The following is a 19,091-nucleotide window of genomic DNA, read 5'->3' as shown; positions in this document are numbered from 1 at the left end:
GCAGGATGGAGACGATTCAGGATCAAACGGTGCTGATTACCGGGGGCAGCCGGGGATTGGGGCTTGCCATGGTGGAGGCGTTCCTTCGCAGGCAAGCGAACGTGACCGTTCTGGCGCGAGATAGCGAGGGCCTTGCTGCTGTCGAGCAGTTGGGCGCGAAAGCCGTACAGGGAGACGCGACGGACGCGGCGTTAATGGACCGCCTCGTCGCGGACTTGCGCCCCAGGGTGCTCGTCCTCAATGCCGGGGCGACGCTCTGGATGGGGTCGATCGAAGAACAGACCTTCGAAAGCTTCTCCATCGTCTGGAACAACGACGTCAAAGCCACGCTTCACGGTATCCAGGCCGCATTGAAGGCGCCGATGCCCAAAGGCGGCCGCGTGCTGCTCGCTTCGAGCGGCGCGGCGCTGGTGCTTTCGTTGCCGGCCATCCGCCCCGAGGGGATGCGCCTTTCGGGCGGCTACATGGGCGCCAAGCGCATGATCTGGCTGATGGCGCACAACGCGAATAGCGTTGCGCGCACACGCGACCTCGGCCTGCATTTCCAGGTCCTGTTGCCGCTTCAACTCGTGGGCGTAACGGGCCTCGGGCGCGCGGTTGCTGCGGCCTATGCCGAACGGGAGGGCACGACGGTCGAAGCGCATCTGGCGCGCTACGGCGCGCCGCTTCAGCCGGAACAATATGGCGAGGACGTTGCCACGCTCCTGACCGATCCGCGCTACGCCGATGGCGTAGCCTACGGGTTCCGGCGCGATACCCCGATCGCGCCGCTGGACGTTTAGCCGCCACCAACCACGAGGAGCGCTTTCATGCCGGGCATGCCGACGAACCTCGAAGCCTTCGAAAGTCTGCTTGGCACCTTGCGGCCGAGGCTGCACCGCTACTGCGCGAGGATGACGGGTTCGGTCATCGACGGCGAGGACGTGGTGCAGGACACGCTGCTCAACGCTTACGAAGCGCGTTCCAGCGCCGGCGCGATTACCAATGTGGAGGCCTGGCTTTTCCGCATCGCGCATAACGCGGCGATGGATTTCCTGCGCCGGCACGCGCGCCATGGCGCGGCTCGACTGCCGGAGATCGACGAGGCAATTGCGGCGCCGGGCGACGTGGAGCAGGATCGCGAGATCGCGGCGGCGAGTTTGCATACGTTCATGCATCTTGCGCCGCCCCAGCGTTGCGCGGTGATCCTCAAGGATGTGCTCGGGTATTCGCTGGAGGAGGTCGGCGAGGTGATGGAGACGAGCCTTCCCGCTGCGAAGTCGGCGCTGCAGCGAGGGCGTGCCCGTCTGCGGGAACTGGGCGCGCAGCCGGAGCCACCGGCGGGGCCGGCGCTCGCCGAAGCGGAGCGCAGCCGGCTCGAACGGTATGTGGCGTGCTTCAACGCGCGCGACTTCGACACGCTGCGATCGATGCTGGCGGACGACGTGCAACTCGACCTCGTGAACCGTCTGCGCGTGAAAGGCCGGGACAAGGTGGGCGAATACCTGCACCGGTACGCACTCGCCGAACAGTGGCGCTTCGAAGCGGCATGTGTGGATGGGCGGCCCGTCATTGTGGTGTTCGACCGCCACGATCCGGCTGGCGGCCCGGCGTATTTCGTCGCGCTCGATTTCGCCGGCGATGCGGTCAGCGGCATTCGGGACTTTCTTTTTGCGCGTTATGTGCTGGATGGCGCGGCGTTGCGAACCGTTTAACCCAGCCCCTAAAAAGCAGTGCGTGCAATCGGACCGATAATAGTCTAAATTTAGTCCTGTTTGACTTGCTACGGGAGCACCCCATGCACCTCGCAGATCACGTGAAGCCAATCAGCTACCTCAAGAGCGAAGCCGCGCAAATCGTCAAGGATCTGACCGACTCAGGGGAGCCGCTCATCATCACGCAGAACGGCGAAGCGAAGCTCGTTGTTCAAGACGTGCGAACCTATGAATCGACTCAACAGACGCTCGCATTGCTGAAGATCCTGGCCATCGGCCAAAAACAGATCGAGCGTGCGGACCACGTAGATGGCGACGAATTCTTTGCAGAACTCAACGAGCTCGACCGCCAGGAAAAGCTTCGCTAATGCAGGCGCCGCTGTTGAAGTACCGCGTCCTGCCGACCGCGCGGATCGGCATCGATGAGCTGAGAAGCTATATCGTCCGCGCATTGGGATGGGAGACCTGGCGTCAGACGTCGGTTCAACTCCAGGACACCATTGCGCAGATCCGCCAGGTTCCGGAGAGCGGCCACTTGCCTGCCGAACTCGAAGGCTTTGTCGGCGACACTTTTCGACAGGTACTTGCGGGCAAGAACCGGATCATCTATCAGGTTCGGGACGACACCGTTTTTATTCACCTCGTGATCGACACGCGACGCGACCTGCAAGCGCTCCTCCAAAGAATCGTGCTTCGCTTGATGTGAATCGCATAGGGCGCACGCCCAATATCTTCGATTGGTTGCTAGCGCAACCAATGACTCTCCACCCGTCGCCTGCCTAAAGTTTTCCTTAGAGCCCGCCGTTATCGCAGTAGGGAGGCGGCGCCCGTTGCTTTCGCACGGCCGTACGACCCGCACTTTTCAGGGCGCGAGACGCGAAACCGTCTTGCGCGCGGTACGACCGACGGTGACGCATGTGAGCTCCCGCAACGAAATCTACTCTTTGCCGCGCGGCAAGCTGGCCCGTTGGTTGACCGAACCCGGTCAGGACACGCCGCACGAAATCCGTGTCGCCCTTGTCGGCACCTTGTTCGGAACCTTGCCGATCTTCTTCGGCGGCGTATCCAATACCGTGGCCGTGGCGTGGGTGCTCGCCCGCCGGCACGGCACGCTGCCGTTCAAGTTCTGGCTCATCGCCGAAATTCTCGTCTGCGTGGTGCGCCTCGCCACGCTCACCCTGTCGCGCCGCCGCGCGAGGGAGGGCAAGAGCACGCCCACCGACTTTTATATTCTCCTGGCGCCGCTGTGGGGCGCGACGGTCGGCTATGGCGCGCTCGTCAGCGCCATGAGCGGGGACTGGGTATCCGCTACGCTCGCCTTTCTCTCCGCCGCCGCCATGGTGGGCGGGATCTGCTTCCGCAATTTCGCGGCGCCGCGACTGGTGGCGGTCATGATCTGCCTCTCGCTCGGCCCGTGCTGCATTGGCGCGCTGCTGGGCGGCGAGCCAGTGCTCCTGCTCACGCTCCTGCAAATTCCCTTCTATCTGTTCGCCATGAGCGCCGCCGCGCGCCACCTGAACGCCATGCTCATCTCGACGATGAAGGCCGAACGGGAAAACAGCCATCGCGCGCGCCATGACGCCCTCACGGGACTGCTGAACCGCGATGGCCTGTTCAGCGCAGCCGGACCCGCGAGCGCCTCGCCCCTCAAGGCGGGCATGACGGTGTTCTTCGTCGACCTCGACGGCTTCAAGCTCGTCAACGACGCGCATGGCCACAAGGCCGGCGACATGCTGCTCGTGCAGGTCGCGAGCCGTCTGCGCATGCTCGCCAGCGCGGGCGCGTGGGTCGCCCGCATGGGCGGCGACGAATTCGTCATCGTCGATTCTCAGGTGGACAGGGCGCCGCGCGATTGGGCCAGCTTCGTGACCGAAGCGATCGAGCGGCCGTTCGAGCTTGCGCCGGGGCTGCTGGTGAGCGTTGGGGCGAGCGTGGGCTTCACGACGGTGGCGGCGGACGACCTGGACGTCGATCAAGTCTTGCGCCGCGCCGATCTCGCGATGTATGCCGTCAAGCGCGAGAAGGCGCCGGGCGAACCCGTCGCGGCGGTCGAACGGCCCGCGTCTTGAGATCGGCGCGCTCGACCCCGATGGTACGTCGAGTGGTCCTAACCAGTTCATCGCCCGCGTGGGCGTGCAGACGCGGTTCTGAACCCGGGCGCCTGCAAGCGCCGAGCCTGACTTAAAAGACCGGTTTCCGGCAATGCCTCACCGGGCGCTTTCCCGGCGCCCTCAACCTGCTATCCAGCGACAGGCATAAGCATCGATTCGATGCCTCATTTGTCCCCGGAAAATAACGTTTATTTTTCCGGCGCTGAAATGACATAATCTCTGCCCCGTCGGCGCGGCGCGCGGCAGGCCACGTCACATTCCATTCATAACCCTTTTATCGACCCCGCTAATCGCAGGGCCGCACGCAATTCTTTATTTGATGTTAATTTAAACGTCATTCCCGATTGGCCATTTAAACGGCGATTTTCCGCATTTTTTGGTGCGAAATTGCCGAACAATGGCTTTTATTATTCGCCACACACAAAACAGTCATAGAAACATGAACGACCGTTCTCCCAATCTCGCGCCCGCGCGGCTCGAAGAGACGACACTGCGCCAGTGGTTGTCTGTCTTTGCCGTGGCGATCAGCGCATTCGCGTTCGTGACGTCTGAATTCCTGCCGGTCGGTTTGCTCACCGAGATCGCCCGCGACCTCGGCGTGACGCCGGGCACGGCCGGCCTCATGGTGACCACGCCGGGCGTGATGGCGGCGATCTTCGCGCCGGGCCTGATGATGTTTGCCGGCCGCATGGACCGGCGGCAGGTATTTCTCCTGCTTACGGCCATGCTGCTCGCGTCGAATATCGTCTCCGCGCTTGCGACGAATTTCGCGCTCATGCTGGTTGGCCGCGCGATGCTCGGCGCGGCGCTCGGCGGCTTCTGGACCCTCGCAACCGCGGCGGCGGGCCGCCTCGTGCATACGAGCGACGCCGCGCGCGCAACGGCCATTATCCTGACCGGCGTGACCTTCGCGACGGTGATCGGCGTGCCGCTCGGCACCTTTATCGCCGGTTTCGCGTCGTGGCGCATGTCGTTCTTCGTGACGGGCGGCCTCGTCGCGCTCGCGCTCGTTGCGCAGGCGTTGCTGGTGCCGTCGCTTCCTTCCGTCGCCGCATTGCGTCTCGCCGATTTCGCCACGCTGCTGCGCCGCCCGCATGTGCGCCTGAGCATGCTGATGGTGGCGCTCGTGTTCGGCGCGCATTTCTCGACGTACACGTTCATTGCCCCGCTGCTTCAGCAGGACTTCTCGATGAGCGCGATCACGCTGCTGCTGCTCGCATTCGGCGTGATCGGCTTTTTCTCGAACGCGCTGACTTCGGCGGTCGTGGCCACGCGCCTGAAGTTTGCCGTGGCGACGATGACGGCGCTGCTGTTGTGCGCGCTCTCGGCGATGATTCTGCTCGACCACGTGCGAATTGGCGAGATCGCGGCGATGCTGATGTGGGGCGTGGCGTTCGGCGCGATTCCGCTGTGCTTCTCCGTGTGGATTCAGCGCGGTACGGCCGATCTCGCCGAAGCGGGCTCGGCGATGTTCGTGAGCGTGATCCAGGTGGCGATTGCGCTTGGCTCGTTGGTGGGCGGCACGATCGTGGACCGTGCGGGCATACGTGCCGATCTGGTGCTCGGCTGCGCGCTCGCGGTGTTCGGACTCGTGACGTTGCAGCGGCTGGCGGCAATGGAGCGGCCGGCGCGGGTCGCGGCGCTCGAATGCGAATGCAGCCCGTCGCTCGATTGAAACGATTGCTACGAAAGCGACGCAAGGCGGCGAGCCATCGACCTCGCCGCCCCGTGATGCACGAAACGCGTACGCGTGTTCTGGGTCAGCGCAAAGGGACCTGATGTCATTGCACCACGTTAGCGCATCGCGCCGCGCCAACGTTTGCGAACGGGCATGATCGTTCGCCCCCAAGGCTCGCCGATTTACGCCTGCCACGCTCACGCGTAACCCCCTCAAGTGACGCCCGGTTTCGGCCGATATGCAATGTGGTTCCCCTGCGTTCCGCAGGGTCCGCCATTCCCGAACTGAAAGCGAGCGTTACGTGCACGGAATCAAGTTTGCCTGGCTGCTGTCTGGTCTGATCGGCATGCTCTTGCTCCTGGGTTGCGATCAGCAGAACGGCGCCCAGAGCAGCAAGGCCGCGCCGGTACGGACCACCATCACCGCGCTGATCTGGGCGCCGGACTGGCCGGAGGAGATGCTCCAGATCGCCGCCGAGTTCGACAAGCTCAATCCTGACGTGCACGTGAACGTGCAGTTCATGGTCGGCAACTCGGTCGAGGGGAACATCAAGCCGCGCGTGGCGGCGGGCACGCTGCCGGACCTCGTCAGCATCAATCCGAACGCCTATGCCGCCGAGCTGGCCGACCAGGGCGTGCTCGCCGATGTCCGCCAGAGCGCCGCATGGAAGAACATGCTGGATCCGCTCAAGGCCGACTGGACCAGTCGCGACGGCAAGGGCTTCGGCGTTTCGGGCGGCGTGGCGACGACGATGATCTATTACAACCGCGCCATGTTCGCCAAGGCCGGCATCGACACGCTGCCGACGAATTTCGATGAGTTTCTGGCGGTGTGCGCCAGGCTCAAGCAGGCGGGCATGATTCCGGTGATGTGGAGCGGCGGCTTTCCGAACATGCTCGGCAACGGGCCATTCGCTTCGGGCTTTGCCAACAATGTGGTCGCGCGCGAGCCTCACTGGAAAGAAAAAATGGCGGACGGCACGCTGAACCTCGACACGCCGGAGGTGGCCGAGATCTTCGCCAGGATCGCGTTGATACCCGAGCGCGGTTACGCGCAGCCGTCGTTCATGACGACGGGCTACGACGAGGGCATTCGCCTTTTCAAGGAAGGCAAGGTGGCAATGGCGTTCCAGGGCAGCTGGGCCGCCGGGCTCATGCTGCGTGGAAACGATTTCTCGGTGGGCGTGTTCGTGCCGCCATGGAACGCGCGCGGCGAACGCGTCGTGCCGGTGCTCGGCAGCGAAACGGGCTTCGCCGTTTGCGAAACGCCCAACAAGGCCGCGGCCATGCGTTTTCTGGAATTCATCGCCGGCAAGGGATTCCCGATTCTTCAGAGGAAACGCCACAACATTTCGCCTTTTCAGCAAGGCATGGGCACCGTGGTGAGCGACGTGGAGATCGTCGATTACACGAACGCGGTCAGCCGTTATCCGGTCACGGCAAGCCCCTATTATTCGTCGCTTCCTTCCAACACGATTGAGCTGGTGCATAAATTGATGCAGGATGTGCTGCTCAGGAAAATTACACCCAGGCAGGCTGCGCAGCGCCTGGACATCTCGGTCAAGACTGAAGCGAAGATGCACTACAAATGAATGCAATCTCCGCACTGCTGCGACGCGCTTTCGACTACCTCTGCCAGGATTTGCTTCGACGCGTCGAGATTCGCTATCGACTGATTGCCGCATTCATTCTGTTGGCGCTGTTGCCCATTATCATTTCGGGCTGCATTTCCTATGTAAAGTCGGTTGCGGCGATCAAGGAAAATGCGGAGATATTTTCGAAAGAAGTGGTAAGGCAGGTTTCGAGAAATGTCGAGCTGCGCATGCATCAGATCGAAGCGGAAAGTAATCTTCTCGTACTTTCGGACCGGGTCCAGGGCGCGTTGTCGAGAGCGGCGAGCGGCAGCGCCAGGGAGCAGAGCGAGGCGCGCGAGGACATGACGCGTTTGCTGCTCGAGCATTATGGATCGGTCGATTTCATCAACCAGAAATATTTGCTCGACCAGAAAGACCGCATTCTGGATACGCAGGCATTTGCGCAGTTGACTTCGGGTGTGACGGCGCTCGTCGGCATTGCCGAAGAGTCGCATGAACGCACCTACTGGGGCAGCTACGACGACGGCGTCGGCCAGCAGAACCTGGGGATGGTGCGCGCCATCTATAACAAGAGCGACAACGCGAAGATCGGCAGTCTGGTTCTGGTCGTTCGCCCGGAATACTTCTCGACGATTTTCAACGACGTCGCGACGGGCAGCGGAACGGAAATTTTCGTATTCGATGCGAGCGACAACAAGATCATCGTAGTCCCGAATCATGCGTCGTCGCCCAACCCGGGCGCCGCGCCCGAGCCCGGCCTGATCGAGGATATCGCGCGCCACCGCGTGTCGGGCGAGTCGAGCCGGTTCGTCAATTTCGCAGCCAGGCGCGGCGGCCATTATCTTGCCGCTTACGCGCGCATTCCCGGCACGAGCTGGTTCGTGGTCAGCACGATCGCTGAACAGAATCTCACCGCAGAGGCACAGGCCGTACGCAACCAGATCGTGGTGGTCGGCATCTCCGGGTTTCTGCTTTCCATTTTTCTTGCCTACTTTATTTCGTACAGCATTTCGGCGCCGCTCCAGGATCTGGTGCGCCGCATGCACGACACCGGCGAGGATGCCGGCGCCGTCGAGGACGATGGCAAGGACGGGGAAGGCCCGCTTGGCGGACCAGACGAACTGGCGCGCCTGGCGCAGCGTTTTGAGCGCATGCGCACGGCGATCAGGCAGAAGATCCACAAGATCAACGAAATCAATGCGTCGCTCGAACAGACTGTCGTCGACCGAACGGCGGAACTCGTCGCCCGCGAACGGGAGTCGCGCACGCTGATCGAGAATTCGCCCGATACGATCACGCGATATGACCGCGAGCTGCGCCGCACCTTCGCCAATCCGGCCTTTTGCACGTCGGCGGGATGCGATCTCGCCACTGTCCTCGGCAAGCGGCCTTCGGAGCTTCCCGGCGGGGCCAATGCGCTGGTCTACGAAAGGAAGATCGGCGAAGTCATCGCGACGGGAAAAAGCGCGCAGTTCGAATTGCGGTGGGCGGGAAAGGACGGGCAGGAGCAATGTACTCACATTCGCATCACGCCTGAGATCGATCGCTCCGGCCATGTCACTTCGGTGCTGGCAGTCGGTCGCGACCTCTCCGACCGGATGGCGTTCGAGGCGACCATCTGGAAGCAGGCCAATTTCGATGCGCTGACGGGTTTGCCGAACCGGCAGTTATTCCACGATCGTCTTACCGAGGAGGCCGCGCTCGCGTGCCGTTCGCAAAGGCGCGTGGCCCTGATGTTGATCGACCTCGATCGCTTCAAGGAGGTCAACGACTCGCTGGGGCACGACCGCGGCGACGTGCTGCTGATCGAGGCCGGGCGCCGCATCAGCGCGTGCGTGCGAAATCTGGATACCGTCGCGCGACTGGGCGGCGACGAGTTCACGGTGATCTTGCCCGATCTCGAAGATATGGAAGCGGTCGAGCAGACCGTACGCAATATCAATCGCAGACTGACTGAACCGTTCAAACTCGGCGCGGACGAGGTCTACATTTCGGCGAGTATCGGCGTCACCGTTTTCCCCGACGACACGCTTGAACTCGACGCGTTGTTCAAGAACGCCGACCAGGCCATGTACGCGGCCAAGAATGCCGGACGCAACCGCTTCAGTTACTTCACGCCCGACATGCAGCTGGAGGCGGAAACGCGCTTGCGCCTGACCAGCGACCTGCGTTCGGCGCTGCCGCGCAATCAGCTTCGGCTGCTTTATCAGCCGGTTGTCGACCTCGCAACGGGCCGGGTCTGCAAAGCGGAAGCCCTGTTACGCTGGCTGCATCCCGAGCGCGGCATGATCAGTCCGCTGGAATTCATTCCGCTGGCCGAAGATACGGGCCTGATCATTCCCATCGGCGACTGGGTGTTCAGGCAAGCCGTGCAACAAGCGCGCGTATGGCGCGAGCAATACGATGCGTCGTTCCAGATCAGTGTGAACATGTCGCCGGTGCAGGTCCGCCAGGACAGCACGGTCGGCGTGCGGTGGCACGACTATCTCGATCGCGAGGGCATGCCGGGGCAAAGCGTGGTGGTGGAAATCACCGAGGGGCTGCTGCTACAGGCCGAATCGAATATCGATGAGAGGCTGCTCGATTTCCGTCTTGCGGGCATTGGCATTTCGATCGACGACTTCGGCACCGGCTATTCCTCGCTGGCCTATCTCAAACGCTTCGACATCGACTACCTGAAAATCGATCGCTCGTTTGTCCAGAACCTGAGCGTGGACGAAAACAATCAGGTGCTCTGCGAGGCGATGGTGGTGCTTGCGCACAAGCTGGGAATCCAGGTCATCGCCGAAGGCGTGGAAACCGTCGAACAACGGGATTTTCTCAAGTCGATGGGCTGTGATTTCGCGCAGGGCTATTTGTACTCCAGGCCGATCGAGCCCGAGCAGTTCGAACAGGTGGTCTGGCCGTTGATCGCAGAAGGCGCGGCGGGCGAGCAGGAGCGAAGCGATCGCTAACGAATCGATGCGGCGGCATCGCATCGACTCACTGCGGAACGACCCGAAATAATCAGCCAGCATATAAATCGACGCGTTCGGGCGTTCTGTACGAAGACGTACGGAACACGAAAGCTTTTTCCCTCAATTTACGGTCTGCATTGACCGTGTGCCTGAATTCGCCGATCGGGCTGCGCGAGGGACCGCAATGAACGTGCTGGACGATGAACGGCCGCTCGATGAAATCGCGCGGATAGACGTGCAGAGTGCGCAGGCGCTCGCTCAGTCGATGGACGACGACGGAGTGGGCGTGCTCGATGACATCGTGCCAGCCGCAATGCTCGCGAAGCTGCGCAGCGGGGTTGCCGAGCTGGTGGGGCAGCAGGGCGCCCGATACTTTGGCTTTAGCGGGGCGCAATGGATAACGGGCACCTGTCTCGCCCCGCTTTTCGAAGACGCGGGGCTGCATGCGTTATTGCGTCAGCTGTATGTGCGCAAGATGGGGACGCCGCCGCCGAGCGACCGGATTCTGCCGGTGATGCGCGTGCTATCGGGAAAACAGGGCATCCGTCACTCGAACAATTTCCACTACGACTCGTACGCCATATCGATCCTGCTGCCGATCCTGATTCCCAATGACCCGGGCGAACTGGCCGGCCATCTCGTGATGTTTCCGAATCTACGCAATGCGCGGCGCTTTGCGATCGTCAATATCGTCGAGAAGGCGATAGTGGAAAAGCTGCTCGCGAGGATCTGGCGCTCACCGCGTGTGCAGAAATGGCTTTCTGCGAAAGTCGTGACGTTGCAGCCGGGTAATCTTTACTTCATTTGGGGCTTGCGCTCGCTGCATGCGAATCAGGCCTGCGCGCCTTCCAGCGTTCGGTGCACGGTGCTGTTCCACTTCGGCGACCCGCACGAAAGCAGTGTCTTCAAAGGGCTCAGCCACCGGCTGCACGCCATGACGCTGCGGCGCATGGCGCGCGATTGACGTGCTGTAAGTCGCTCGCGCGCCGCCGCCGCTTTTACTGCGCGAGCCAGCCTCCGTCCACCTTGAGCTCGGCGCCGCGCATCTCGTTCGCCGCCTCCGAGCACAGGAACGCCGCCACGCCGCCGATTTGCTCGACCGTCGCAAAGCTTGCCGACGGTTGCTTTTCGCCGAGCAGTTTCAGCGTAGCGTCTTCGACGGAAATGGCCTCGCGATGGGCCAGGTCGTCGATCTGCTTCTGCACGAGCGGCGTGAGCACCCAGCCCGGACAGATCGCATTGACGGTCACGCCGCTGCGCGCGGTTTCCAGTGCGGCGACCTTGGTGAGCCCGATCACGCCATGCTTGGCCGCGACATAGGCCGACTTGCCGACCGAGCCCACGAGCCCGTGTACCGAAGCGATATTGATCACGCGTCCCCAACCTGCTGCGCGCATGATGGGAAGCGCCGCGCGCGTCGCATGAAACGTCGCGCTCAGATTGATCGCGATGATCTGATCCCAGCGCTCCACCGGAAAGTTTTCGATCGTTTCGACATACTGAATGCCCGCGTTGTTGACCAGAATATCGAGCCCGCCGAACGTGCTTGCCGCGAAAGCCACGAGGGCTTCGATTTCGGCAGGACGGCTCATGTCCGCGTTGTGATGCACGGCGCGCACGCCGGCCGCTTCGATTTGCGCGAGCGCGGCCGCAGGATCGCCGAAACCGTTCAGGACGATGTTGGCGCCTGCGCGAGCCAGCGCCGTCGCGATGCCGAGGCCGATGCCGCTGGTCGAACCGGTCACGACGGCGGTTTTTCCGGCGAGGGAGAGCGTGTTGGGGAGATGCATGGGTGGGCCTGGTGGAGTTGCCGGTTAGACGATACCGGTCAGATAGAACACGGCGATGACGAAGAAGACCGCGAGCGTTTTGATGATGGTCACCGCGAAAATGTCGCGATACGACTCGCGGTGCGTGAGGCCCGTGACCGCGAGCAGCGTGATGACCGCGCCGTTGTGCGGCAGCGTATCCATGCCGCCGCTCGCCATCGCCACCACGCGGTGCAGCACTTCCATCGGAATGTGCATGGTCTGCGCGGTCTTGATGAAGGTGTCCGACATGGCGGCGAGCGCGATGCTCATGCCGCCCGACGCGGAACCCGTGATACCCGCGAGCGCAGAAACCGAAACGGCCGCATTCACGAGCGGATTCGGAATGGCCTTTAGCGCATTGCCGACCACGAGGAAGCCGGGCAGCGCCGAGATCACGCCGCCGAAGCCGTACTCGGATGCCGTATTGAGCGTGGCGAGCAGCGCGCCGCTCACTGCGGTCTTCGTGCCGGTCGCGAAGCGTTCCTTCACACGGCCGAACGCCGTCACGATGACGAGCAGAATGCCGAGCAGCAGTGCGCCCTGCACGGCCCAGATGGCGACGACGCTTTTCACGGCCACCGTCACGGGCGCATGCATGCCGGGCAGCACGTCGGGCGCGACGGTGAAGCTTTCGCCGTACCACTGCGGAATCCACTTCGTGAGCAGGAAGTTGGCGACGCCAACGAGCACGAGCGGCGCGATGGCCAGCGCCGGATGCGGCAGGTTGCCGGTATCGACGCGCTCCGGTTCGTTCACGAGCGACGTGCCATAGCCTTCGCCCTTCGCCATGGCGCTGCGGCGGCGCCATTCGAGGTACGTGAGACCGACCACGATGATGAAGATCGAGCCGATCACGCCGAGCCAGGGCGCGGCCCACGCGGTGGTCTTGAAGAACGTGGTGGGAATGATGTTCTGGATCTGCGGCGTACCAGGCAGCGAATCCATCGTGAACGTGAATGCGCCGAGCGCGATCGCACCGGGCATGAGGCGCTTGGGAATGTTGCTCTGGCGATAGAGCTCGGCGGCGAACGGATACACCGCGAACACCACGACGAAGAGCGAGACGCCGCCGTAGGTGAGCAGCGCGCACACCGCGACGATCACAGCGTTGGCGCGCGAGCGGCCAATGTAGCGGATCGCGGCGGCCACGATCGCCTCGGAGAAGCCGGATAGTTCGATGACCTTACCGAACACCGCGCCGAGCAGGAAGACGGGGAAGTAGAGCTTGACGAAGCCGACCATCTTTTCCATGAAGATGCCGGAAAACACGGGGGCGACGGCGGAGGGATCGATCAGCAGCACGGCGCCCAGTGCGGCGATGGGCGCAAAGAGAATGACGCTGTAGCCGCGGTAGGCCACGAACATCAGGAACGCCAAAGCGGCGATCACAATCACAAAGGACATCTTGTCTCCAGTTGGTTTATTCGTGCAGGTCTGTTTGTTGTTCGCGCGCGCCGAAGCCGGCGCGACCGCGCAATAGAGCACGATATGTGCCAGCGGCCGGAGAGCCTTGTGCGAAGCGGCGCGCATACGGGCGGCATGGGGCACGAGGGTGCGCCGGGATGGTTGCGGCGGCAGCAAGTCTCAAAACTGAGACGGTTTAGGCGAAGAAAGCGCGCCGCCGCTTGCAACCCCGCGCGCAAAGCCGGGAAATCTCAGGGGACGTGGCGCAATCTCATTTCTGAGATAATGCGTCCCGAAAATGAGAATCCGCTGGCCGTGCCGGACTACGTCAAGACCACGCCCCGAGAAAAGCACCGAATGGAAATCGAAACGACCGCGCTGCTGGCCGACTACGACCACGTGCGCAAGCTGGCGATGCAATCGCTCTTTCAATCGCTCGACAAGTTCAGCGAAGGCACCGTGATCGTCGATCGCAACGCGCGCGTGGTCTGGATCAACCAGCACTACGCGGCGCGCTTCGGCTTTGACGACCCCACGGCCGTGATCGGTCTCGATTGCGAGGCCGTCATTCCGAACAGCATGATGCGCGACGTCGTGACGGGGGGCGAGCCGATCCTGCTCGACATTCTCGAGACCGATCGCGATCCGATCGTCGTCACGCGTTTGCCGATCAAGGACGACAACGGCGAAACGATCGGCGCCGTCGGCTTCGTGCTGTTCAACGAACTCAAGGGACTGTCGCCGCTCTTCAGCCAGTACGCGCGGCTGCGAGCCGAACTGATCAGCACGCGCCAGTCGCTCGCGCAGGTGCGCCGCGCGAAGTACAGCTTTTCGAGCCTGATCGGCACGAGCGCTGCAAGCCTCGAAGTGAAGCGCCAGGCGCGCCGGGCCGCGCGTCTCGCGTCGCCGTTGCTGTTGCTGGGCGAAACGGGCACGGGGAAGGAACTGCTTGCGCACGCCATACACGGCGCGTCCGGACGCGCGGATGGCCCGCTCGTGACGGTGAACGTCGCGGCGATTCCCGACACGCTGCTGGAACTGGAGTTCTTCGGCGCGGAGGCGGGCGCGTACACGGGCGCGGAGCGCAAGGGGCGCATCGGCAAGTTCGAGCTGGCCCAGGGCGGCACGCTCTTTCTCGACGAGATTGGCGACATGCCGCTCGCGCTGCAGGGCAAATTGCTGCGCGTTTTGCAGGAGCAGGAGTTCGAGCCGCTCGGCTCGAATCGCATCGTGCGCACCGATGTGCGCATCATTGCGGCGACCTCGGCGGATCTGCCCGCGCTCGTGGCGCAGGGCCGGTTTCGCGCGGACCTCTACTATCGGCTCAACGTGCTGATGATTCGCGTGCCGCCGCTGCGCGAACGCCTGGCGGACATCGAGGCGATGGCGTATTCGATTCTCGACAAGCTCGCGGTGCAGAGCGGTGCGGGGCATCTCGAACTCGACAACGATGCGCTTGCCGTGCTGTGTGCGTATGGCTGGCCGGGCAACGTGCGCGAGTTGCGTAATACGCTCGAGCGCGCGGTGCTGCTGTCGGATAGCGAGCGCATCGATGCGCGCTCGCTCGCGCGCTTCATTGGCGATGGGCGCGGGCAGCGCCTGGACGAGGTGCGGGGCGATCAGCACGATACGCAGGACGACACTGGCGTGCAGCAGTATCAGCAGTACGACGAAGCGATGCGCGATTACGAACGCCGCTTCCTGACCGAAGCGTTACGCGCGGCGGGCGGCCAGGTGACGAAAGCCGCCGCACAGATCGGCATGGCGCGCGCGACGCTGTACCGGCGCATCGTCGCCCTCGGTATCGACGTTTGATGCCGTGAGTCCCGCGCAATCACCCGCCCGCTATGAGCTTTTTGCGCGCGGCCTTCACGCGCGCCACATGCGCTTCGTCCCAGTCGTAAAAGCCCGCGCCGCTGCGCACACCCACGCGGCCCGCTTGTACTTGCGCGCGCAACAAATCGATCACCTCTTCGTCCTTCGCGAGTTCGGGCATGAGATGCGAGGAAATGTCGACGAAGGTGTCGAGGCCGCCCATGTCCGCGCTCTCGAACGGGCCGACGATGCCCCACCGGCGGCCGAGCGACGCCTTCATCACGCGATCCACCACCTCGGGGCTCGCCGCGCCCGAACGCACGATATTGAGCGCCTCGCGCAGCACCGCGAATTGCAGCCGGTTGCCGACGAAGCCGGGGATCGCCTTGGCGAGTACCACGGGCTCCATGCCGATCGCGCGCATGAGCGTCTCGGTTCGCGCGGTGACGTCGGGCGTGGTCGCGCGCCCCGGCACGACTTCGACGAGCGGGATCATGTGCGGCGGATTCCAGAAATGCGCGATCACGAAGCGCTCGGGTGCGGCCAGCGGCCCGGCTAGCAGATCCGGCTCGAAGCCGCTCGTGTTGCTCGCGAGAATCGCGTCGGGGGCCAGCAGCGCGCCAAGTTGCGCATAGAGCCGGTGCTTGAGATCGAGCACTTCCGGCACGGCCTCGAAGACGAACTGGGCTTCGGCCATGGCTTCGAGCATCGCGCTCGTTTCGATACGCGCAAGCGCGGCCGCGCCCGTTGCCGCGTCGATGCGGCCCGCGTCGATCAGTTCGTCTAGCACGGCCTGGGCCTTCACGGACACACTCTCGAGCCGGGTGGGATCGACGTCATGGACGATCGTGCGCAGCCCGTGCAGCGCACATTGCGTCGCGATGCCGACGCCCATCAATCCCGTGCCGATCACGCCCGCCACCGTCACCGTTCTGTTCATGCTTCTTGATCTCCTTGCTGTTCCTGATTGGGGTTCGACAGCATAGCGCTTCGCATGGCACGGCGTCGCCCCGCTTCGGCTGGCCGTCAAGAATCGGGGACATATTGTTCTGCGTATCCGGTTATACCCTGGGTCTATTTCACCTGCGTGAGGACTCTGGTATAACTGCGCTCCCAAGCTGATTACGTTTTAGCAAGGCAAAAACCGCAGGCGCGGGAAACCGCGGAAAGGGAGTGCAATGGCGCGCGTAGTGGTGGTGGGCAGCATCAACATGGACATGGTTGTCACGACCGACACGTTTCCCCGGCTCGGCGAGACGCTGTTCGGCACGCATTTTTCGACCCATCCGGGCGGCAAGGGCGCGAACCAGGCGGTCGCCGCGGCGCGTCTTGGCGCCGAGGTGACGATGATCGGCTGCGTCGGCGCCGATGCGTTCGGCGGCGAAATGAAGGCGACGCTGGCGCGCGAAGGCGTCGATATCGCGCATGTGAGCACGGGTCGCGAAGCGACCGGCATCGCGTCGATCACGCTCTCGGGCGGCGATAACGCGATCATCGTCGTGCCTGGCGCGAACCACGAGCTTTCGCCCGAAGACATCGACCGTGCAAGCGCCGCGATCGCCCAGGCCGACGTCGTGCTCGCCCAACTCGAAGTGCCCTACGCAACGGTGCTGCACGCCGCGCGGCGCGCCCGCGAACACGGCAAGCCATTCTTTCTCAATCCCGCGCCCGCAGTCGAACTGAGCGGCGAACTGCTCGAACTGACCACGCTGCTGACGCCCAACGAGCACGAACTCGCCACCGCGCTGCAAACGCCGGAAGGCGCGTGGGCCGAGGTCATCGCGCGCTCGCCCATGCGCATCGCCATGACCCACGGTAAAGACGGCGCGTACTACGCCGACGCCGATGGCGCGCTCGTGCATCAGCCGGGGTTCACCGTCGAAGCCGTCGATACGACCGGCGCCGGCGACACCTTCAACGGCGCGCTCGCGGCGTTCTGGCATCTCGGCATTGGCGAGGCCGTGCGGCGCGCGAATGCGGCGGGCGCGCTTTCGGTGACGCGCGCCGGTGCGCAGGGCGGCATGCCCCCGCTCGCCGAGCTCGAAGCCTTCTTGAACACGCAAGCCTGAGATTCGCAGTGAAAAAACACGGACATCTGAATCGCGACATCGCACGCGTGCTGGCCCGCATGGGCCACACGGACAGCCTCGTGATCGCCGACTGCGGGCTGCCGGTTCCCGACGGCGTGGAATGCATCGACGTTTCGCTCGCGGTGGGCGTGCCGGACTTCTTCGCCGTGCTCGACAGCGTGCTCGCCGACTTCAAGGCCGAGCGCGCGGTGTTCGCGAGCGAGGCGCAGACGCACAACGCGGCCGTGGTGGCGCGCAGCCGCGAGATGGCCGCCGCGCACATCGCCGTGGAAAGCGTGCCGCACGAAGAATTCAAGCGCCGCTGCCGCGAGGCGAAGGCGGTGATCCGCACCGGCGAATGCAGCCCCTATGCGAATGTGATTTTGCATTCGGGCGTGATCTTCTGAGAGGTCCAGGATGCAAGTGATGATGCAGGGGATCGGCAAGGCGTTCGGTCCGGTTCGGGTGCTCGAAGGCGTCGATTTCCGCATCGAGGCGGGCGAGATCCACGCGCTGATGGGCGAGAACGGCGCTGGCAAATCGACGCTCATGAAGATCCTGAGCGGCGTATATCAGGCCGATGCAGGCGAGATCCTCGTCGATGGGCGCGCGGTGCAGATCCGCAGCACCGTCGAGGCCGAACGCGCGGGCATCGCCATCATTCATCAGGAATTGAACCTCATCCCGCAGTTGACGGTGATGGAGAATCTCTTCCTTGGCCGCGAGCCGAGCCGCTTCGGCATGGTCGATGTCGCGACGATGCGCAAGGAGGCGCGCAAGTGGCTCGACAAGGTCGGCGCGCAGCGTATCGATCCGCAGACCGAAGCGGGGCTGCTCTCCATCGGTCAGCAGCAACTCGTGGAAATCGCCAAGGCTCTGTCGCTGAACGCGCAAGTCCTCGTAATGGACGAGCCGACCGCCGCGCTCACGAACCGCGAGATCGAAACGCTCTTCGAGATCATGCAATCGCTCAAGGCGAGCGGCGTGGCGATCGTCTACGTTTCGCACCGCATGGAAGAGATCTTCCGTGTGTGCGACAAGATCAGCGTACTGCGCGACGGCCATTTCGTCGGTGAGCGCGCGATTCGCGAGACCGGTTTCGACGAGGTCGTGCGCCTGATGGTGGGCCGCGAGATTGGCGAGCGTTTCCCGAAGCGCAGCCATGCGCCTGGCGACGTGCGCATGAGCGTGGCCGGTCTCGCGGATGACGGCCATATCGAAGGCATTACGTTCGACGTGCGCGCGGGCGAGGTACTCGGGATCGCCGGACTCATGGGCGCTGGCCGCAGCGAGATTCTGCGCACGCTGTTCGGCGCGAACCGCAAGAGCGCGGGCACGGTCACGCTCGACGGCAAGCCGCTCGACGTGCGCGACGCGTCTGGCGCGATTGCGGCGGGCATTGGCTTCGTCACGGAAGACCGCAAGCGGCAGGGGCTGGTGCTCGGCATGTCGGTGCGCGAAAACGCGACGCTCGTGCATCTGGACCGGTACGCCACCCTCGGCTTCGTCAACGAGCGCGCGGAGCGCAGCGCCGTCGACGGTCTCATCAAGCAGTTGCGCGTGCGCACGCGCGACGCCGAACTGGACGTCAAGGCCCTCTCGGGCGGCAACCAGCAGAAGGTCGTGTTTGCGAAGTGGCTGGCGCAGCCGCCGAAGGTGCTGCTGCTCGACGAGCCCACGCGCGGCGTGGACGTGGGCGGCAAGGCCGAGATCTACACGATCATCAATCAGCTCGCGGAGCAGGGCGTCGCCATCGTGATGGTGTCGTCCGAGCTGCCCGAAGTGCTGGCCATGAGCGACCGCATTCTCGTCATGCATCAGGGACGCCAGAACGGCATCTTCGAAGCGGCCACGGCCACCCAGGAACTGATCATGACGGCCGCAGCCGGCGGCCACGGCCCGGCGACTGCTGCGCAAACTGTGGCGGCCTGAGCGAAGGCGCCGACTCATTCACTGAA

At 63.7% G+C, this 19,091-nt stretch carries 16 protein-coding genes; 13 read left to right on the top strand and 3 right to left on the bottom strand.

The genetic code is table 11. The features are described from left to right. Positions 1–5: 5 nt before the first annotated feature. The 9 genes from A3CW_RS0117255 to A3CW_RS50200 all read left to right on the top strand — a co-directional run bounded on the left by A3CW_RS0117255 (position 6) and on the right by A3CW_RS50200 (position 10,998). Entirely contained in the window at positions 6–782 is a 777-nt protein-coding gene (locus tag A3CW_RS0117255; protein WP_028204683.1) for an SDR family NAD(P)-dependent oxidoreductase, read from the top strand. Positions 783–809: 27 nt separating this feature from the next. Next, positions 810–1,694, top strand: coding sequence for a sigma-70 family RNA polymerase sigma factor (locus A3CW_RS0117250; protein WP_028204682.1), 885 nt, complete (start codon positions 810–812; stop codon positions 1,692–1,694). A gap of 83 nt (positions 1,695–1,777) precedes the next feature. Continuing rightward, on the top strand, positions 1,778–2,062 hold the full coding sequence (locus tag A3CW_RS0117245; protein ID WP_028204681.1) for a type II toxin-antitoxin system Phd/YefM family antitoxin: 285 nt from the start codon (positions 1,778–1,780) through the stop codon (positions 2,060–2,062). Continuing rightward, positions 2,062–2,400, top strand: coding sequence for a type II toxin-antitoxin system RelE/ParE family toxin (locus A3CW_RS51020; protein WP_028204680.1), 339 nt, complete (start codon positions 2,062–2,064; stop codon positions 2,398–2,400). Before A3CW_RS0117245 ends, A3CW_RS51020 begins: the two co-directional genes overlap by 1 nt. A 211-nt stretch (positions 2,401–2,611) precedes the next feature. Further along, positions 2,612–3,763, top strand: coding sequence for a GGDEF domain-containing protein (locus tag A3CW_RS0117235; RefSeq protein ID WP_028204679.1), 1,152 nt, complete (start codon positions 2,612–2,614; stop codon positions 3,761–3,763). A 481-nt stretch (positions 3,764–4,244) separates the two neighbouring features. Continuing rightward, positions 4,245–5,480 carry an MFS transporter gene (locus A3CW_RS0117230; protein WP_028204678.1) on the top strand — a complete coding sequence of 412 codons (1,236 nt, stop codon included), beginning with the start codon at positions 4,245–4,247 and terminating at the stop codon, positions 5,478–5,480. Positions 5,481–5,829: 349 nt separating this feature from the next. Then, positions 5,830–7,074 (top strand): ABC transporter substrate-binding protein, encoded by a 1,245-nt coding sequence (locus A3CW_RS0117225; protein WP_035513228.1) that lies wholly within the window; start codon positions 5,830–5,832, stop codon positions 7,072–7,074. Next, positions 7,071–10,031, top strand: coding sequence for a bifunctional diguanylate cyclase/phosphodiesterase (locus tag A3CW_RS0117220; RefSeq protein WP_028204676.1), 2,961 nt, complete (start codon positions 7,071–7,073; stop codon positions 10,029–10,031). Before A3CW_RS0117225 ends, A3CW_RS0117220 begins: the two co-directional genes overlap by 4 nt. Before the next feature lie 187 nt (positions 10,032–10,218). Continuing rightward, positions 10,219–10,998, top strand: coding sequence for a hypothetical protein (locus A3CW_RS50200; protein ID WP_051481530.1), 780 nt, complete (start codon positions 10,219–10,221; stop codon positions 10,996–10,998). Between the two features lie 34 nt (positions 10,999–11,032). Here the strand turns inward: A3CW_RS50200 and A3CW_RS0117210 are convergent, their stop codons facing one another. After that, a complete protein-coding gene (locus tag A3CW_RS0117210) occupies positions 11,033–11,824 on the bottom strand; it encodes a 3-hydroxybutyrate dehydrogenase (protein WP_028204675.1) in 792 nt (263 codons plus the stop codon). Positions 11,825–11,848: 24 nt separating this feature from the next. After that, positions 11,849–13,249, bottom strand: a complete 1,401-nt coding sequence (locus A3CW_RS0117205; protein ID WP_028204674.1) for a GntP family permease — start codon at positions 13,247–13,249, stop codon at positions 11,849–11,851. A gap of 357 nt (positions 13,250–13,606) precedes the next feature. Between A3CW_RS0117205 and A3CW_RS0117200 the strand changes: the two genes are divergently transcribed. Further along, complete coding sequence (locus A3CW_RS0117200) at positions 13,607–15,064, top strand: sigma-54 interaction domain-containing protein (protein ID WP_028204673.1); 1,458 nt, start codon at positions 13,607–13,609, stop codon at positions 15,062–15,064. 19 nt (positions 15,065–15,083) lie between these two features. Here the strand turns inward: A3CW_RS0117200 and A3CW_RS0117195 are convergent, their stop codons facing one another. Beyond that, entirely contained in the window at positions 15,084–16,004 is a 921-nt protein-coding gene (locus A3CW_RS0117195; RefSeq protein WP_028204672.1) for a 3-hydroxyacyl-CoA dehydrogenase family protein, read from the bottom strand. Between the two features lie 238 nt (positions 16,005–16,242). On the opposite strand from A3CW_RS0117195, the gene rbsK reads away from it, so the two are divergent. The 3 genes from rbsK to A3CW_RS0117180 are packed head-to-tail and all read left to right on the top strand — an operon-like array spanning position 16,243 to position 19,065. Next, a complete protein-coding gene (gene rbsK / locus A3CW_RS0117190; protein ID WP_028204671.1) occupies positions 16,243–17,133 on the top strand; it encodes a ribokinase in 891 nt (296 codons plus the stop codon). A gap of 8 nt (positions 17,134–17,141) precedes the next feature. Continuing rightward, positions 17,142–17,540 carry a D-ribose pyranase gene (gene rbsD / locus A3CW_RS0117185; RefSeq protein ID WP_028204670.1) on the top strand — a complete coding sequence of 133 codons (399 nt, stop codon included), beginning with the start codon at positions 17,142–17,144 and terminating at the stop codon, positions 17,538–17,540. A 10-nt stretch (positions 17,541–17,550) separates the two neighbouring features. Further along, on the top strand, positions 17,551–19,065 hold the full coding sequence (locus tag A3CW_RS0117180) for a sugar ABC transporter ATP-binding protein (RefSeq protein WP_028204669.1): 1,515 nt from the start codon (positions 17,551–17,553) through the stop codon (positions 19,063–19,065). Positions 19,066–19,091: the final 26 nt, after the last annotated feature.

It is taken from the genome of Paraburkholderia nodosa DSM 21604 (assembly GCF_000519185.1).
Classification (GTDB): Bacteria; Pseudomonadota; Gammaproteobacteria; order Burkholderiales; family Burkholderiaceae; genus Paraburkholderia; species Paraburkholderia nodosa.
This window is presented reverse-complemented; position numbering and strand designations above follow the sequence as displayed.

Excerpts from the sequence above, each read along its gene's own strand:
- A3CW_RS0117200 (WP_028204673.1), top strand. The coding sequence starts at position 13,607 with ATGGAAATCGAAACGACCGCGCTGCTGGCCGACTACGACCACGTGCGC.
- A3CW_RS50200 (WP_051481530.1), top strand. The coding sequence starts at position 10,219 with ATGAACGTGCTGGACGATGAACGGCCGCTCGATGAAATCGCGCGGATA.
- A3CW_RS0117230 (WP_028204678.1), top strand. The coding sequence starts at position 4,245 with ATGAACGACCGTTCTCCCAATCTCGCGCCCGCGCGGCTCGAAGAGACG.
- A3CW_RS0117250 (WP_028204682.1), top strand. The coding sequence starts at position 810 with ATGCCGGGCATGCCGACGAACCTCGAAGCCTTCGAAAGTCTGCTTGGC.
- A3CW_RS0117195 (WP_028204672.1), bottom strand. The coding sequence starts at position 16,004 with ATGAACAGAACGGTGACGGTGGCGGGCGTGATCGGCACGGGATTGATG.
- A3CW_RS0117245 (WP_028204681.1), top strand. The coding sequence starts at position 1,778 with ATGCACCTCGCAGATCACGTGAAGCCAATCAGCTACCTCAAGAGCGAA.
- A3CW_RS51020 (WP_028204680.1), top strand. The coding sequence starts at position 2,062 with ATGCAGGCGCCGCTGTTGAAGTACCGCGTCCTGCCGACCGCGCGGATC.
- A3CW_RS0117205 (WP_028204674.1), bottom strand. The coding sequence starts at position 13,249 with ATGTCCTTTGTGATTGTGATCGCCGCTTTGGCGTTCCTGATGTTCGTG.
- A3CW_RS0117210 (WP_028204675.1), bottom strand. The coding sequence starts at position 11,824 with ATGCATCTCCCCAACACGCTCTCCCTCGCCGGAAAAACCGCCGTCGTG.
- A3CW_RS0117225 (WP_035513228.1), top strand. The coding sequence starts at position 5,830 with ATGCTCTTGCTCCTGGGTTGCGATCAGCAGAACGGCGCCCAGAGCAGC.
- A3CW_RS0117180 (WP_028204669.1), top strand. The coding sequence starts at position 17,551 with ATGCAAGTGATGATGCAGGGGATCGGCAAGGCGTTCGGTCCGGTTCGG.
- A3CW_RS0117255 (WP_028204683.1), top strand. The coding sequence starts at position 6 with ATGGAGACGATTCAGGATCAAACGGTGCTGATTACCGGGGGCAGCCGG.
- A3CW_RS0117220 (WP_028204676.1), top strand. The coding sequence starts at position 7,071 with ATGAATGCAATCTCCGCACTGCTGCGACGCGCTTTCGACTACCTCTGC.
- rbsK (WP_028204671.1), top strand. The coding sequence starts at position 16,243 with ATGGCGCGCGTAGTGGTGGTGGGCAGCATCAACATGGACATGGTTGTC.